This window comes from Bifidobacterium pullorum subsp. saeculare (genome assembly GCF_016899725.1).
In the GTDB taxonomy this organism is placed as follows: Bacteria; Actinomycetota; Actinomycetes; order Actinomycetales; family Bifidobacteriaceae; genus Bifidobacterium; species Bifidobacterium pullorum_C.
Map to the genome: position 1 here is coordinate 1 of NZ_JACLYU010000011.1, position 16,227 is coordinate 16,227.

The 16,227-nt window shown below is 62.1% G+C and carries 18 protein-coding genes, 1 tRNA gene and 1 pseudogene; 13 read left to right on the plus strand and 7 right to left on the minus strand.

All coding sequences use genetic code 11. The features are described 5' to 3' along the window. From H7U32_RS06350 to H7U32_RS06385, 8 genes and pseudogenes are all read left to right on the plus strand, one after another. Positions 1-258: pseudogene (locus tag H7U32_RS06350) on the plus strand (IS3-like element ISBlo10 family transposase); the annotation flags it as partial. Beyond that, a complete protein-coding gene (locus H7U32_RS06355; protein WP_204469079.1) occupies positions 255-500 on the plus strand; it encodes a hypothetical protein in 246 nt (81 codons plus the stop codon). The pseudogene H7U32_RS06350 and the gene H7U32_RS06355, both read left to right, overlap by 4 nt. Before the next feature lie 405 nt (positions 501-905). Next, positions 906-2,108, plus strand: a complete 1,203-nt coding sequence (locus tag H7U32_RS06360) for a tyrosine-type recombinase/integrase (RefSeq protein WP_204469081.1) — start codon at positions 906-908, stop codon at positions 2,106-2,108. After that, positions 2,105-2,680, plus strand: coding sequence for a hypothetical protein (locus H7U32_RS06365; RefSeq protein WP_204469083.1), 576 nt, complete (start codon positions 2,105-2,107; stop codon positions 2,678-2,680). Before H7U32_RS06360 ends, H7U32_RS06365 begins: the two co-directional genes overlap by 4 nt. Before the next feature lie 110 nt (positions 2,681-2,790). Further along, positions 2,791-3,045, plus strand: a complete 255-nt coding sequence (locus tag H7U32_RS11805; RefSeq protein WP_204469085.1) for a helix-turn-helix domain-containing protein — start codon at positions 2,791-2,793, stop codon at positions 3,043-3,045. After that, the gene (locus H7U32_RS06375) at positions 3,042-3,335 is read left to right on the plus strand and encodes a hypothetical protein (RefSeq protein ID WP_204469087.1); all 294 of its coding nucleotides are present in this window, start codon (positions 3,042-3,044) and stop codon (positions 3,333-3,335) included. Before H7U32_RS11805 ends, H7U32_RS06375 begins: the two co-directional genes overlap by 4 nt. Continuing rightward, positions 3,332-4,690 (plus strand): hypothetical protein, encoded by a 1,359-nt coding sequence (locus H7U32_RS06380; RefSeq protein ID WP_204469089.1) that lies wholly within the window; start codon positions 3,332-3,334, stop codon positions 4,688-4,690. The genes H7U32_RS06375 and H7U32_RS06380 overlap by 4 nt, the downstream gene beginning before the upstream one ends. A gap of 197 nt (positions 4,691-4,887) precedes the next feature. Beyond that, positions 4,888-5,277, plus strand: coding sequence for a hypothetical protein (locus H7U32_RS06385; protein WP_204469091.1), 390 nt, complete (start codon positions 4,888-4,890; stop codon positions 5,275-5,277). 20 nt (positions 5,278-5,297) lie between these two features. Here H7U32_RS06385 and H7U32_RS06390 read toward each other — a convergent pair whose 3' ends face one another. Continuing rightward, positions 5,298-5,576, minus strand: coding sequence for a helix-turn-helix transcriptional regulator (locus H7U32_RS06390; RefSeq protein ID WP_204469092.1), 279 nt, complete (start codon positions 5,574-5,576; stop codon positions 5,298-5,300). Positions 5,577-5,671: 95 nt separating this feature from the next. Here H7U32_RS06390 and H7U32_RS06395 point away from each other — a divergent pair, with 95 nt between their 5' ends. Continuing rightward, on the plus strand, positions 5,672-6,139 hold the full coding sequence (locus H7U32_RS06395) for a hypothetical protein (protein ID WP_204469094.1): 468 nt from the start codon (positions 5,672-5,674) through the stop codon (positions 6,137-6,139). 44 nt (positions 6,140-6,183) lie between these two features. Beyond that, complete coding sequence (locus H7U32_RS06400) at positions 6,184-6,681, plus strand: hypothetical protein (RefSeq protein WP_204469096.1); 498 nt, start codon at positions 6,184-6,186, stop codon at positions 6,679-6,681. Between the two features lie 150 nt (positions 6,682-6,831). Here H7U32_RS06400 and H7U32_RS06405 read toward each other — a convergent pair. The 4 genes from H7U32_RS06405 to H7U32_RS06420 form a co-directional block, all read right to left on the minus strand. Next, a tRNA-Glu gene (locus H7U32_RS06405) sits at positions 6,832-6,903 on the minus strand. A gap of 119 nt (positions 6,904-7,022) precedes the next feature. Continuing rightward, positions 7,023-8,114, minus strand: coding sequence for an L-lactate dehydrogenase (locus H7U32_RS06410; RefSeq protein ID WP_239457571.1), 1,092 nt, complete (start codon positions 8,112-8,114; stop codon positions 7,023-7,025). A 324-nt stretch (positions 8,115-8,438) separates the two neighbouring features. Continuing rightward, on the minus strand, positions 8,439-9,182 hold the full coding sequence (locus tag H7U32_RS06415; protein WP_239457572.1) for a virulence RhuM family protein: 744 nt from the start codon (positions 9,180-9,182) through the stop codon (positions 8,439-8,441). A 195-nt stretch (positions 9,183-9,377) separates the two neighbouring features. Beyond that, on the minus strand, positions 9,378-10,379 hold the full coding sequence (locus tag H7U32_RS06420) for a DUF362 domain-containing protein (RefSeq protein WP_204469098.1): 1,002 nt from the start codon (positions 10,377-10,379) through the stop codon (positions 9,378-9,380). A 329-nt stretch (positions 10,380-10,708) separates the two neighbouring features. Here H7U32_RS06420 and fucO point away from each other — a divergent pair, with 329 nt between their 5' ends. Next, positions 10,709-11,860 (plus strand): lactaldehyde reductase, encoded by a 1,152-nt coding sequence (fucO, locus tag H7U32_RS06425; protein WP_204469100.1) that lies wholly within the window; start codon positions 10,709-10,711, stop codon positions 11,858-11,860. A 113-nt stretch (positions 11,861-11,973) separates the two neighbouring features. On the opposite strand, the gene H7U32_RS06430 is transcribed toward fucO, so the two are convergent. Then, positions 11,974-12,327: a cupin domain-containing protein gene (locus tag H7U32_RS06430; protein ID WP_204469102.1), complete on the minus strand. Its 354-nt coding sequence runs from the start codon at positions 12,325-12,327 to the stop codon at positions 11,974-11,976. Positions 12,328-12,485: 158 nt separating this feature from the next. Beyond that, entirely contained in the window at positions 12,486-13,367 is an 882-nt protein-coding gene (locus H7U32_RS06435; protein WP_204469104.1) for a glycosyltransferase, read from the minus strand. Positions 13,368-13,467: 100 nt separating this feature from the next. Between H7U32_RS06435 and H7U32_RS06440 the strand changes: the two genes are divergently transcribed. After that, positions 13,468-14,967 carry an AI-2E family transporter gene (locus tag H7U32_RS06440; protein WP_204469106.1) on the plus strand — a complete coding sequence of 500 codons (1,500 nt, stop codon included), beginning with the start codon at positions 13,468-13,470 and terminating at the stop codon, positions 14,965-14,967. Then, on the plus strand, positions 14,967-16,193 hold the full coding sequence (locus tag H7U32_RS06445) for a glycosyltransferase family 2 protein (RefSeq protein ID WP_204469180.1): 1,227 nt from the start codon (positions 14,967-14,969) through the stop codon (positions 16,191-16,193). Before H7U32_RS06440 ends, H7U32_RS06445 begins: the two co-directional genes overlap by 1 nt. Positions 16,194-16,227 lie beyond the last annotated feature (34 nt).

Genomic DNA, 16,227 nt, shown 5'->3' on the forward strand with positions numbered 1-16,227 from the left:
CACGGTGTGCGCCACCAGGGTGATGGAGTACGGGATGCTCCCGTCCACCGGCACGGTCGGCGACTCGTGCGACAACGCCATGGCCGAATCCGTCGACGGCGCGTACAGGACCGAGCTCGTCTGGCGCGGCAGGCCCTTCCGCAGTCTGGACGGGCTGGAACTGGCCACGTTCCAGTGGGTCTCGTGGTGGAACACGAAGCGGCTCCATCAGTCCCTGGGCTACAAGACACCACAGCAGGTCGAGAACGAGTACTATGAACACCAGGCAGCACAAGCTGCCTCACTATAAGGGCGGAACAAAAACCAGGCCAGTTCACATCGTCGCCAGTTTCCCGCGCATCCACATGGTGCCGAAGTCCGTCGCGACCTTATTGGCCACACTCATGTATCGCGTGGGGCACATCGACGGCGACGCGTCGTATGCAAACGAACTCACGGGCTTCGTCAGCGAAGACGGGAGATATGCCAAGGGGATTCTCCACCCGTTGCACTGGAAGTGAGCGATTACGACGAGCTGGCATGCGAGCGTCTCCCAATCCGCCCCGTCCATTGGCCGGGACATGACGTACGAGCGAATGCGCATGGTCCTGCAAGGATGCGGGGTCACGGTGGCGAGCGCCGTCGGGTATTGAAAAACCCCGGAAAGCGTAGTATTTCCGGGGTTTTTGTTCCGTACCCCCAGAGAGAGTCGAACTCTCGTTGTCAGATTGAAAGTCTGACAATAAACCTTTTTTGTTGATATTCCGCCATTCTTGATTTTAAGCTGCTTTATAGCTTCTCAAGCTTACTGTTTATTGGCTTTAGGTCATGTTAGAATAGTTCATATAAGGTCAGGTAATACCAGCAAGTAGTCACACAGTAGTCACATGTGGGACTAATCGTGGGACTAAAAACTGGAGGTATAGATGGCACGGCGTAAAACACCGACGGTCGAATACACCATCAATGGTGTTACCCGTGAGCGTAAGAAGCGGACGGAAACGTTCGGTACACTCGAAATGCTGAAATCCGGTAAGTGGCGTGTGAAGTATTATTTGAACGGCCACCGGTACGCCACATCTGCTTTTGACGACAAGATGGAGGCGGAACGCTACCGCGCGGAACTCGAAGTGAAGCGTAGGGCCGGTACCTTGAAGCCTCCCGCAGCTATCAAGGCCACGAACTTCAAAGAGTACGCCCACACTTGGGTGGAACAACATAGAACCAGTAAGGGCAAGGCTCTGGCACCACGAACGAAGGCGGAGAACCTGAGGATGCTCAATCACGGGTTGAGCTTCTTCGATTCGTATTCGCTGAGCAACATTGACGCGCCTTTAATTCGTAAATGGCACGCTCAGCGCTACAAGAACGCCGGGGCCACGACGGCGGGCAATGAGGCCCGGGTATTGAAGGCGATACTGCAAACTGCTGTGAACGATGGCGTTTTGGAGAAGAACCCTGTGCCGGGCGAACTCACACGGTCCAAGACAGGGAAGCCGCATCGTCCACCCTCTGTCGGTGAATTGACACAAATCGTCAATCATTTGCAAGGGCAATGGCGTGTCGCCGTGTTGATTGCAGCGTTCGGCGGTCTCAGGGCTGGTGAATTGTCAGCGTTAGAGCGACAGGACATTACTTTCAACGACGGTCTTGCAACTATTCATGTCAGCAAACAGGCGCAATGGGTTGATGGGGAGTGGACTTTAAGACCGCCGAAGTCTGCGGACGGCATACGTTTCGTTACACTCCCAGCATGGATAACCCCGACTATCAAGAACCATTTACGCAAACAAGTGGATCGATTCCCCAGCTCCCGAATCTTCAAAACTAGTCGCGGAAATGGATACGTGAGTACGGCCACATGGGGGCGTGTACTGCATAAGGCGATGGCCGACGCGGGTATAGACGCGCCGATACACTGGCATGATTTGAGGCACTTCTTCGGTACGAACCTTGCCAAGAGCGGTGTTGGTATCAAAGAACTTCAGGCCGCATTAGGGCATGGCACGCCAGCTGCTTCACTCTCGTATTTGGAGCAAGAACATGGATTAACGGCGGAGCTGGCAAATAGATTGCCTAGGCTTGATGATGATTCACTAGTCGCATTTCCGAGAAAGGCAATGAGATGATTCGCAAACTAACAGATGAAGAGGAAGAGAGCATCCATGTCCTAGAGCGTCTGGCTAATCGTCTTGAACAGCTCGGGCAAGAAGATAAAGCAGTGAACACCCGCCGACAGGCACAGGATATACGTCATAGACTCGAACACGACGAAGACGAAACTGTGCTTCATCACCGCGAGAATGAGGCATTCCGATATCTCTTTGACAAAGAAACAATGCAATGGAAACGGCCGAGGAAACCGATTAAGTACCGAGGAAGATTGCAGCATGGATGGCGCAATATCGCCGAACTGTACCCTTTTGCGGAAAACGAATGGGTGGTCAAACTGACACCGCAAGATAGTATGAATACGTTCTCGTCTGAACAGCGAGAAAAAATGCGTAATGACGGCATCAGAATTGAGCTAGTAGGGTCGCGCGAAATCATGCCGAGCGGCGTGCGTTTTACGTTGTTTATCCTTGACAGTTCCATTGCGAAATCACAGGAGGTTATTCCATTTACAGGTAAAACGAGGGTATGCGACCTTTGGAAGTTTGCTCAAAGCAGAAACAACAAAAATACTGATGGACGTAGATGACTCATGCTAGCATAACAGGTAATGAGCACAGTGGGAGTTCACACTAATCGGTGTGGACGTTCGAACCAACCTTGGATGCAGGTATCGTGCGCCTGCGCTAAGGAAAAAAGGTGCCTAATACTAAGCACGCAGCTCTTCTGACAATCCAAGAAGTCGCTTCTGTTGCCAACGTCAGTGAAAGCACTGTCAAACGGTGGATCGCTTCTGGCGAACTCCCAAGAATCAAATTGGGAAGACGAAAGCCCAACCGTGTCAGAGACAACAGGCCAGTCAGGCTTCGCATCAAGGATGTCGCAAAACTCATCGGTGCCACTCTCGAAGACATTCAAACGGCGCTCGCCGGGACTACGGGGGCGTCGAAATGAGAAACCCACAAAATAAGAACGTCACGAGTCCCGGTTTCACCTCTATCGAGTTCGATCGTCCTGATGGGTTTCATATTCCATACGGCCTTATGAACGCCGGTGCCAGCCTTGCCCGCGTATTGAATGACCGTAGCGGCACGACATTGACGGAGGAATCGGATCGTCTCAGGCAACGGCTTGATATTGACGAGTTCGGGAAACAGCATGGCTACGCGGGTATGACCACGGAACGTAGGCGAGAAATCAGTAATGCCTACAATCGGATTGCCGAGATGGGGAGGCCCGAATGATGGCCCCTCAGATTAACGGCGATGCGGAATTCTGGCATGCGCGATCCGAACTAACGTATATCCATGATTACGCACGGGCCTGTCAGGTCTCCCTGTGGGCCTTGCTATCCGTCGTATTGGCGCGCGTCTGTGCTACCGTTCCGCCCCATGTAATGACACAGCCGTTGTACGGCAATGCTCCGGGTACGTTGAACCTGTTCGTCGCCGTTCTCGGCGGCAGTGGTGACGGCAAAGGTCTTACCGAGCGAATGGCGCGCACGCTGCTGCCCGACATCAGAAACGCCACCACGGCGCTGCCGGTGTCCGGCGAGGGCATCCCGGCCTTGTTCGCCACACGCGAAACGCAGGAAGAGGATGGCAGACGAACCGTCATCAGGTGTGTCAATCCACGAGCTTTGCTCTCCGTACCGGAAATCACCGCATTGGGAGGTTCCGCCAAACGCATCGGCTCCACGCTCATCCCCACGCTGACAAGCGCGTACAGCGGCGAAGCGTTGGGCGGATTCAACAAAAACGAGGCAAACCGTCTCACGGTGCCCGAGCACGGCTATCGCATCGCGCTGATTACAGGCGTCCAACCCCATAACCTCAACGTCATCATGGACGAAGAGGGAACGGGATTGCCGCAACGCTTCCTGTGGGCCGATACCGCGGACTACGACGCGCCCGAGAAAGTGCCTCCCATGCCAACCGGAAGACTTGGGTTCGACGTGTCGGCACTGCCTGAGGACATGCCGAACAGCGGACTGGACGCACTGTACGAGGCCGGTGACCGTTGGCGCATGATCGACCACGGGGAGGCCAACTATCCGCTGACGATCCTCCGATACCCGCAATCCGCGTTCACGGCTGCGGAGAAAGACGGATGGGAACGGCTGCATCGTGCCCGTCAAAACCCGTTGGACGCCCACCGCATCGGTCTAACCGTCAAGATCGCCGGGCTTCTCGCATTGCTCTCTCGGCCGGATTCCCTCACCGTCACGGAAGAGGACTGGGCGCTCGCAGAATACGTATACCGGCGTTCCGCCGAGTTCCGCGATAAGGCCATCCGGCAATTCGAGGACATAAAACGCAATCTGAAGGCCCAAGCGTACGCATTGGACTCGGAAGCACGGGACGAGGCCGACGCACGGCGGATGAACCGGATCAAGACGGTTACGCTTAAATGGCTTGACGAGCATGATCCCGGACGCGAAGGCGTCGTTGGCCACGAGATCAGCCGCGCGAGAGGTCGTGACAGCAAACACGGCATGGTCTACGCGGCCCTCGAAAGCCTGTACGTCGAAGGCAAGGTGGACAAGGTAGGTGGCGGGCCAACCCCTCAATCGACGCTGTGGGCGGTCTCCGCACGTTAAGGGCATTCTGACATGTCAAATCGTCAGAATCCGGCAACCCGAGCGGTTCCCAATGTCAAAGCAGGCGTCAGCATCACAACTCTTTGACAGCCGCGCTGACAGCAAAAACCCCGCGATTCCAACGATTTTGACGTTTTGACATGTCAACCCGCCGCTTGCGCTCAAGCGGCCGGAACGATAAAGAAAGGACGACGACAATGGCAGACAACGAACGCGACGAACACGGCAGGTTCGCCGCAGGCAACCACCCTGTGACGGGATTCCACACCAACCCGGAACGGCGCGGCAGGTTCCCCGGCAACCGGCACTCGTTCAGCAAGGCCGTGCAACGGCTTCTCGACATGACCGACAGCCAGCTGGAAGCCGAACGCAAACGTACCGATCTGACACAGGCCGAACGCATCGCACTGAACATGCTCGACCGCGCCACCGACACGCAGGACCCCCAGCAGCTCACGGCGTTCAAACAACTCATGGACCGGGCCGAGGGCAAACCCCGCACCACAGCCGAGGAACCGACGGCATACGAGCCGCCGATTATCAACATCAGTTTCTGTGACGACAACCCCGGCAACCACGCCGACTGACTACGACAGGCCTGCGAGCGCTACCGCGCCCGCAGGTCGGGCCACGGCTCGGGTAGCAGTTCGTCCACGGTAACGCCGAGCATCTGAGCCACGGCCATCACGTTCAGCAGGCTCGGGTTGGACGGCGTGCCGGGACGGGACTCGCCCCGCTCCAACTGCTGGTAGGCGAACCGCGACAGGTTGGCGTTGTACGCCACGCGCTCCTGACTCATGCCCAACGCCAGCCTGCGGCGCTGGACGTTCAGGCCGAGTTCCTTGGCGTACGACGCCCATCCATCGGGCAGCGGGGTGTGTGGCATGGTTGCCAAGCTAGAACCCCGCTCACTAAACTATGGACTTACCGGTAAGGCATAATCCGTAAAGCCTTACCAAGAAGATACGGAAGGAACCGACGATGGGGCTATTCGACAATCTCAAGGCGCAGGCCGCGCAACTCGCCAAGGACGCGGGGCAGCAGGCGCTCGCGGCCGCGGCGGAGGCCAAGGCCAACGCGGACGCGGCCAAGGCCGAGAAGAAGGCCGCCGCCGAGGCGCGCGGCAGGAAGGTCGCGGCGTTCGAGGCCGACAAGCAGAAGTTCACGCTGTACGAGCACGCCATCGACAAGGACGGCGAGGAACAGCCGCTGACGGACGTGACGGCCCGGCTGGAGGCGGGCGAGGAATTGCAGTCGCGCGTCACCGCGACCCGTCTGGTGCTCTTGGGCGTGTTCGCTCTCGCGGCGAAGAAGAAGAGCGGCGGCACGAAGTTCCTGACCATCGAGGGGCCGGAGTTCATGTGGGGTGCCGAGGTGGACCGCAAGTCCATCAAGGACGCGCAGAAGTTCACGCTCGCGGTAAACAACCAAGTCAAGAAGAACCACTAAGACCAAGCAAACCGAGAGACAACGACACGGAGAGGGGAAACAACATGCCCAAGACGAATCGGAACGCCGAGACGACAGCAAAACCGTTCTGGAAGCGCTGGTGGTTCTGGGTCATCGTCGTGCTGGTGCTGGCCGCCATCGGCGGCGCGACCGGCGCGGGCAACGACACGGACACCGGAGCCAGCCAAACGCCGAGCGCCGGCACCGCCACGGATACGCAGCAGCCGGCCGAACCGCAGCAGGAACAGGCGGACGGCGAGACGATCCCCGACGACGGGGACACGACAAGCGGAGGCATCGGCTACGGGGACGCCGTGATCGCATGCGATAACGCGGCCCGCGAACAACTCTTTCCCGGAGCTAACTACGAAAGCAGCCCCATCCTCGGCAAGCAGAAGGGACAGCTCGGACTGGACGACACCCAATACCTCGCCGTCTACAACGTGACCGTGGACAACCGTCATACCGCCATCACCTGCCTTGTGGACGGCACCAAGGACAACATCAACGTCATCAGCGTCAACGAAACAGAAGCACAGTAGACAAGCGCTGCACCCGAGTAAAAACAACTCAAAGCAGCTTGCGAGCGCTTGTTATCAGACAAAATAACGTGACTTTTAGTCACACAGTAGTCACACGTAATAAAATCAAGGACTCCGGGGAAGTCCTCGGAGCCCTTGATTTTACTTGCGTACCCCCAGAGAGAGTCGAACTCTCGTTGTCAGATTGAAAGTCTGGTGTCCTAACCGTTAGACGATGGGGGCAATCCAACTCGTGCGATAATACGCGAGTGACAGGCCTCATGCAACCGTGGGCGTGTCCATGGCGTGTCCGTCGTGTCGCGCCTTGTTGGCACACCCACGGACGAAGGCGTCCAGCGGGGCTACCGCGCCGCCTGCGGATCGGAGGGGAACACCTCCGGGCCGCAGGCGATGCCGATGAATCCGCCGCGCGCATACACATCATCATGCGCGGGATCGGCGGGAATCGTCACCGGGACCCGGCGCGCGTCCTCCACGGCGAAGGGCGGCAGCTTGGCGTAGTTGGCGCGCACCTTGTCGCAGGATGCGGCGAACCCGGCCTGCTCCTCTTCGGTCAGTGTCAGTTCGGTCACCGGGCCCACGCCCTGCGCCGAAACCATCGCTGGAACGGAGATGAACAGCCCCCGCTGCCCGTACTCGCCGTCCAGATACGTGCAGACCGGCAGCACTACATGCTCGTCGTGGACGATGGCGCGCACAATCCGCGCGGCTGAGTTGGCAATCGCGTACTCCGTGCAATGCTTGCCCGTGTAGCACCAGTATCCGCCGCGCAGCGCCTGTTCGCTCAGCTCGGCCTTGTCGAAGCCGTAACGGTCCGGATCGCTGGCCGCGAGCTGCGCCAACGGCTTGCCGGCGAACGACACCGCGGACCAGGCGGGGATCTCGCTGAATCCGTGCTCGCCCAGCATGTATGCGACGATTGATTCCGGCGCCACATCCGTCGCCAAGGCGATGGCCGAGCGCAGGCGCGCCGAGTCGAGGCAGGTGCCCGTGCCCATCACATGTGACGCGGGCAGGCCGGACAGACGGTGGATCTCGCGCGTGACCACGTCGTTCGGATTCGTCACATTCACCCAGAATCCGGTGAACCCGGCCGCGGCGATGCGCCCGACGAAGGTGCGCACCATGCGGGCGGTGGCATAGAGCTCGCCGTCGCGGTCCTTCGACGACAGCGTGACGTGGCCCGCGGCGTTGACGATCACATCGCAGGATGCCAGCGCCTCGTAATCCGTATGATGGTTCCACACGCGCACGCGGTGCGGCGCGAACACGGAGGCGTCGTTCAGGTCCTGCGCCTCCGCGGTGACTTTGCTGTCGTTGACGTCGCACAGATGCACCTCGTCGGCGATGCCCTGCATCATCAGGCTGTAAGCCACATGCGGGCCCACATGCCCGGTGCCGACGATGCCGATGCGAACTGGTCCAATGGTCATGCTGTTCTCCTAACCGTTCCCCTGCGGTTGACGGCTCCATGGTAGCCCGTCCATGTATCGCGGTGCGTCGCTCCGTAAGCTGCCGCGATATCTCATGGCGCAGGTCGCCTCGTGAACCTCTCCCGTAGGATCCCTGTTTCAGGCGCATGGGACTTCATCGAGCATGGCTATTGGCTAAGCCAGCGGTTGTCGCGTGCCGTCGGAGGCAACTAGTGCAAAAAATGCACTAACTGGAATCCCCCGCAATGCCGAGGTGCTCTGCATATGGGAAAACCGTACTCCTGCAGGTCGCAGGAGTACGGTTTTCCACATGAGGTGACGGGGTCAGGAGATGAAGTGTTCCACCATAGCGGTCATCATGTCTTTTTCCTTGGGATCGGACAGGGCGATCATCAGCGTCATGGCGGTCAGGGCGTTGCCCTCCACCACCCGCTGACCGTTTTCTCCGCGCAGTATGCCGTTGCGGGCGAGGAAGTGGATGAAGGCCATCGCATCCATATACGTCAAGGTCCAGCTTGGGGCATCACCTCTGGGCTCGTTCACCTTGCCCTCGTCGTACGCGTTGAGCAGGCCGAGGCTTGGCAGGTAGGCGTCGATGATTTCCGCCGCGCCGGAGATTTCGGGTTCGCTTGAGCGACGCAGCACCCTGACGATGGATCCCATCGTCTCCAGCCGTTTCCGGTTGACGGTGTATCCCTGCACCAGATGCTGCTTGAGCACGTTGTTGGCCCAGCGGCGGAAGTACACGCCCTCCCTGGACTTGACGCGGTAGCCGACGGACAGAATCATGTCGAGGTTGTAGTGTTCGACCTGATACGTTTTACCGTCGGAGGCAGTTCGTACAAATTTTGCACTAACTGGAATCCCTTGTAATTCCTCACTTTCCGCGTTTCTGATGTGCCGGCGGACGGTCGTCACATCGCGCCCGAACAGCGTGGCGAGCTGCTGCGCCGTCAGCCAGACGGTGTCGTCGTCCACATGCACGTCCAGGTGCACGGTGTGGTCGTGGCTCTCGTACAGCGCCACCTGCCGGTCGCCGGTGCCGGAGGATCCGGTCATGTTGCTCATTGCTCTGCCCTTTCGCATGCGAACTGCGCCGGTATGGTGCGGTGCCATTATGCCGTGGCTTGCCGGATGCTCTGTAATTGGCATCCCCATGCGGCAAAACGTATCCTTATGGGCCGTCAGAGTACGGTTTGCCGTATAGGGGGGGGGCGCATGATGCTCCCGCAGGGGAGAGCGTGGGAGATCAGGGACGCTCGCCTACGCCTTGAACGGGGCGAGGTCCCTGACGCCGTCGGCGGCCGTGATCTCGCGGTCGTCGTGGTCGATGTCGATCAGGCGGTAGCGGTCGTGGCCCATGCCTAGCTCCTTCATATAGGTGAGCTGGCGCAGGCCGTGACGGCTTTCGATGCGCTCGACCAGCGCATGGTTCTCCTCGGGGCGCATCGCGTACACGAGGTCCACGCACGCCTGGTCCACGGCGAGGATGTCCAGCGAGGCGAGGATGCCGACGTTCGGCGTGACGACCGGCTGCGCGTTCCGGCCCTCGCAGTCGCAGGAGACCGACATGTTGCGCATCACGTCCACGTAGCAGATGTTGCCGGCGAAATGGTCGACGACCGCCTTCGTGGACTCGGTCATCCGCTCCATGAACTCCTCGGTGCGGATGTCCCACTGGTCGGAGGAGCCGGGCGTGGTGTGGATCATCGCCTTGCCGATGCGCCCGTCCGCGCAGCCGATGCCGATGTTCTTGTTCGAGCCGCCGAAGCCGCCCTGCGTGTGCCCCTTGAAATGCGTGAGCACGAACAGCGAGTCGTAGTCCAGCAGGTCCTTGCCCACGGACATCTCGGTGAACCACTTGCCGCCCTTGACCGGCAGCATGGCCGTGCCCTCGGCGTCCATGATGTCCACCGGGCAGAAGGTCCAACCGTTGGTCTTGAGCGTCTCGTGATGCTGCTCGGTGGTGTAGCGGTCGCCCTCGTAGTAGGTGTTGGTCTCCACGATCGTCGCGTCGGGCAGGTCGTTCTCGATGAGCGAGCGCACCCACGGACGCGGCAGGATGTTCGGGCCGTGCTGTTCGCCGGTGTGCAGCTTGACGGCCACCTTGCCGCTCAGCGCGCCGGTGACGCGCGCGGCGATGCGGCGCAGACCCTCGGCCGACAGGTCGCGCGTGAAGAACACGTCGGAGCGTTCGCCCGTGCGCTCCGCGTAGGGGATGTAGCGGTTGCCGCCGGTGCCGGGGACCGGGTCCTGTGCTGCCATGTGATGCTCCTTTGACGTGGGACGGCACTGTCGCGCCGTATGCGCATGCCCGTCCCATTGTATCGCCGGGCGGTCCGCCACGACGGGCCGCCCGGAATCCCGGTCCTCGCCAGTGTCCGGAGCATGCCAGCGGAGCAGTGGTGCCATGGCCTGGCGTGGATGCTCCGCCGGGAAGCCGTGTGCGTGAATCGGCGCGGTACATCCCGCGGGACACTCCGCGAATGTCCAGCGGATTCACAGATTCGGCACTACGATGGGAGGCGTCGGCCGCCCTCGAAGCTGAGTGGCCGGACAGAACGGAGCATCTGGACTCAAAGGAGGGTTCACTCATGGTCTATCGCATGATCTTCAACCAGACCGCGTATTTCGGCCGCGGCGCGATCAAGGAGATTCCGGGTGTCGCCAAGTCGCACGGCTTCACCAAGGCGTTCATCGTCACCGATCCGGTGCTGCTCGAGACCGGCACCGTCAAGAAGGTCACCGACGTGCTCGACGAGGCGGGCATGCCGTACGAGGTCTTCGACAACGTCAAGCCGAACCCGCCGGTCGAGTGCATCCAGGACGGCGTGAAGAAGTTCGCCGACTCCGGCGCCGACTTCCTCATCGGCCTGGGCGGCGGCTCCCCGCAGGACACCTGCAAGGGCATCGGCATCGTCACCGCGAACCCGGAGTTCTCCGACGTGCTTTCCCTGGAGGGCGTGGCCGCCACGAAGAACCCGTCCGTGCCGATCTTCGGCGTGCCGACCACCGCCGGCACCGCCTCCGAGACCACGATCAACTATGTGATCACCGACACCGCGAACAAGCGCAAGTTCGTGGCCGTGGACCCGCATGACATCCCGATCGTGGCGTTCGTGGACCCTGACCTGACGGACTCCATGCCGCGTGGCCTGAAGGTCGCCACCGGCCTGGATGCGCTGACCCACGCCATCGAGGGCTACATCACGCCGGGCGCGTGGGCGCTGTCCGACTGCCTGAGCATGCAGACGATCCGCATGATCGCCAAGAACCTGGCCAAGTCCGCCGACGGCGACGTGCCCGCCGGCGAGCAGATGGCCTACGCCTCCTACATCACCGGCATGGCGTACTCGAACGTGGGCCTGGGCCTGGTGCACGGCATGGCGCACCCGCTGGGCGGCCGCCTGGGCGTGGCGCACGGCGTGGCCAACGGCATCCTGCTGGCTCCGGTCATGGAGTACAACAAGGACTACACCGGCGAGAAGTACCGTGACATCGCCGACGCGTTCGGCGTGGCCGACGCCTACACCGGCGACCTGGAGACCGTGCGCGAGGAGGCCGTGCAGGCCGTCGCCAAGCTCACCCGTGACCTGAAGAACCCGACGACGATCTCCGAGGTGGGCGCCACCGAGGCCGACCTGGCCCCGCTCGCCCACGACGCCTTCAACGACGTGTGCACGCCGGGCAACCCGCGCAAGGCCACCGAGGAGGACATCCTCGCCATCTACAAGTCCCTGATGTGAGCAACATCCCGGGCATAAGACGAACGGGGGCGGCCGAAGTGATTCGGCCGCCCCCGTTTTATGTCCTGTGCATGCCCTGCGCCGTCGGGCCGTGCCCTCGGGCGAGGGGAGGATCACATCACGGCGTCATCCGTGGTGTAGCCGCCCAGGGAATCGGCCTTCACCTGGACGCACACGTAGGTGATGCCCTCGTCGTCCGCCGCGAAGAAGCGGCGCTTGCCGGCGGGTGCGATGCGCACCCAGTCGCCGGCAGTGAGCTCGACGGTCTCGCCGTCGATCTCGGCCTTGCCCTTGCCGGCCAGCACGCCGTAAATCTCCTCGTTCTTCTGATGCGAGTGGACGAAGGGCACGCTGGCGCCGGCGGGCAGGGAGTTGATGCTGATCTCGGCGCCGGTCAGGCCCAGCAGTTCGTGCAGCTCGGTGCGCGGGGCGGTGACGTCGACGTGGGCGGTGGTGAAGTTGGTCATTGGTGCCTCCATGGGATAGGGCCGCGACGGCGGCCGGGTTGTATCTAACATTGTTACATTAGATGTACCAATCATAGGCACAACCATGACACTGCCGTGGCCAAAGGCGTGTCGGACGGCCTCTGCGACAGGCCGCGGCGGGGGCCGGAGGGGAGGCGCTAGTCCAGCTTGATGTCGTCCCGCTCGACCAGGGCGAGCTGCTCGTCGAACCACATGCGCTCGGCCGGGTTGATGTCGCGGATCTCCAGCAGCTGCTGGTACACCGGGTACAGCGCGCGCAGCCACGGATACGCCAGATACAGCGTGTGCTCGGACTTGTGTTTGCGCCAGTGCTGCGGATGCGCCTCGAAGGTGTTCTTGAAGCGCTTCATATAGTTGTGGAACGACTTGAACGACGTGTCCATGCGCCGCGCGGAGATGCCGCAGATCATGCGCTTGGAATACACGGTTTTCATGCCCTTGCCCAGCAGATGCAGCGAGATGTCCACGTCCTCGTGCATCACGTCGGCCTTGTCCCGGCACACCTCGCCGGCGATCTGCCGCCAGGCCGAGGCCCGCAGCGCCATGTTCGAGCCGAAGAGCAGCACCTCGCCGCCGTCGGCACGGTAGGTGCGCCGGCGCACATGGTCGTCCGCCGCCAGGCTCGTATGCCGGGCGGGCATGTCGTAGTACGTGACCGGTCCGGTGGCGCCCATCGCCTCCGGATCCTCGGTGAAGATGCCGGCGACCACCTCCACCCAGTCGGGCTTGAGCATGCAGTCGGCGTCGATGCGCCCCAGCACGTCGCCGGTGGCGTGGTCGAATCCGTAGTTGCGCGTCGGAATGAGCCCCTGTTCCTCGTTCTGATGGAGCAGGCGGATCGGCTCGTCCGGATGGTCGCGCATGAACCGTTCGACGGCGGCGCAGGTGCCGTCGGTGGAGCGATTGTCGACCACCAGGATCTCATGGGGCGTCACCGTCTGCCTCACGGCGTTGACCAGGCAGTCGGCGATGCGCTCCTCTTCGTTCCACGCCGGGATGATGATCGAGACGTTGAGCATGCTTTCAGAATAAGGACCCGTCTGTACGCTGCGGCCCGTTGTCGACAGGCGACGACAGGGCGCCGCGGGCCCCGGGCGCGCGGGGCCTAGAATGGGGCGCATGACGCAACGCAACGAGCAGACGATAGACCTCGCTTCGGTGTTCCCCGCGAAGGGCGACGCGCGCCGTCCCCCCGAATGGTGGGGACGCGCGCTGCTGTACACGGCCATCGCCATCTTCGTGGCGCTGTTCGTGTGGCGCTCGTGGGGCCGCATCGACTACCTGGTGCTGAACGTCATCATCTCCCTGTTCATCGCCCTGGCCGTCGAGCCGCTGGTGGTGCGCATGGTGCGGCACGGCTGGAAGCGCGGCGTCGCCTCGGCCATGGCGCTGGTGGGGCTGGCCGTCGTGGTCGTGGGGCTGCTCACGCTGTTCGGCAACATGTTCGTCCAGCAGATGATCTCCATGCTGCAGGGCATGCCGGCTCTGTACCGCCAGCTGAGCGTCGCGATCGAGGAGGCCACGTCATTCCGCATGCCGGAGATCTCCAACCTGGGCGGGGAGATCTTCAAGAACATCCAGGCCTCGTGGGTGTCGAACCTGGCGGGCACCGCCATCAGCACGGTTTCCGGACTGTTCTCCTTCCTGCTCAATCTGCTCACCGTGGTCATGGTCACCTATTACATCTCCGCCGCCGGCCCGCGCCTGCGCCGCAGCATGTGCCAGTGGCTGGGCGGCGGCCAGCAGCGCCGCTTCCTGCTCGTGTGGACGATCGTGCAGGACCAGATCTCCAACTTCCTGTTCTCCCGCACGATCCTCGCGGCGATCAACGCGGCCTGCACCGCCGTGTTCCTCGAGGTCATCCACGTGCCGTACTGGCTGCCGCTGGCGCTGTTCTGCGGCCTGGTCTCGCAGTTCATCCCCACGGTCGGCACCTACATCGGCGGCGCGCTGCCCGTGCTGTTCGCCTGGGCGAACCGCGGCTGGCCGTACGCGGTGGCGGTGCTCGTGTTCATCGTCGTGTACCAGCAGATCGAGAACCTCATCCTCAGCCCCAAGATTTCGCAGCGCACGATGGACATCAACGCGGCCGTCGCGTTCCTGGCGGTGCTGGCGGGCGGCTCGCTGTTCGGCGCGCTGGGCGCGTTCCTCGCGCTGCCGATGACCGCGAGCTTCCAGGCCGTGTTCAAGACGTACGCCCGGCGCTACGAGCTCGTGGACTCGCCGCTGATGAACGACCCGGTGCCGGAGCGCAAGTCCAAGGTCGTCGAAGGCGCCGAGGCCTTCGCCGAGCATGTGATCAAGCCGGTGAGCGACCATATGCCGCGCGCCGCCCAGGGCTCGAGCGCCCATGTGCCGATGAACGACGAGCTGCGCCGGCTGCAGGAGGCCGTGTACGCGCTCAACCGCGAGGAGACCTCGCGCCGCGAGGCCGACGAGGACGAGTCCGCCACGGTGGCGATCCCCAAGGGCGCCCTGCGGCGCCATGCGGGCGCCGGGCTCAACGGCACCGGGAATCCGGAGAGCGAGCCGGAGGTCGGGCCAGAGCACAATCCGGACAAGCCGGACAACCGCCCGGCCGCGGGCAATCCGGACAACCCGAGGGCGGGGTGGCGCTGATGGTCCTGCTCTCCGTCCTCGACGCCATCATCTTCGTCGTCGGCGCCGCCGGCATGATCTACCAGGGCGCCTGCATCCTCATCGGCCTGTTCTCCAAGCCGGTCCGCTTTCCGGACGCCCCGATGGACAAGCGGTACGCGGTGCTCATCTCCGCGCGCAACGAGGAGCATGTGGTCGGCAACCTCATCGACTCGATCCGCGCCCAGACCTACCCGGCCCGGCTCATCGACATCTGGCTCGTGGCCGACAACTGCACCGACCGCACCGCGGATGTGGCCCGCGCCCGCGGCTGCCACGTCGTCGAACGGCACAACCTCGACCTCGTGGGCAAAGGCTATGCGCTGAGCTATCTGCTGGGCGCGATGATCGAATCCCACGCCGCCGACCCCTACGACGCCTTCTTCGTGTTCGACGCGGACAACATCCTCGACCGCCACTACTTCGAGGAGATGAACAAGGCCTTCCAATCCGGCTTCCGGATCCTGACCAGCTACCGCAACTCGAAGAACCTCAACGACAACTGGGTCTCCTCCGGCTCGGCGCTGTGGTTCATCCGCGAATCCCGCTTCCTGTCCAACTCACGCATGATTCTCGGCTCCTCCTGCCATGTGGGCGGCACCGGCTTCATGTTCTCCCAGGAGGTCATGCGCCGCAACAAGGGCTGGAAGTTCCACCTGCTGACGGAGGACCTCGAGTTCACGATGGACTCCGTGCTCCACGGCGACCGCATCGGCTACTGCGGCACCGCCATCCTCTACGACGAGCAGCCCGTCACCTTCCAGCAGAGCTGGCGCCAGCGGCTGCGCTGGAGCAAGGGCTTCCTGCAGGTGTTCCGCTACTACGGGCCGGCGCTCATCCAGCGCGCGGTGCGCGAGCGCGACTTCTCCAGCATCGACTTCACGCTGCTGCTGTGCCCGTTCACCGTGCTGTCCGTCATCCGCGTGGTCCTGGGGCTGCTGTTCGCCGCCTTCGGCTTCGTGACCTGGCAGAGCCAGATCGGCTCGCTGACCGGCTGGACCGGCATGATCGTGATGGCCGTGCTCGGCATGATGGCGCTCGCGGGACTGACGATCGCGGCGGAGCGCGACCACATCGGCGCGACGAACAAGGAGCTCATCGCCTATGTGCTCAGCTTCCCGATCTACCTGCTGAGCTATGTGCCGATCTCCTTCCAGGCGATGTTCTCCAAGGCGCAGTGGAAGCCGATCGTGCATAAGGGACAGTGACGGCACGGTGTACGCCGGGTGAACGCCTGACGAC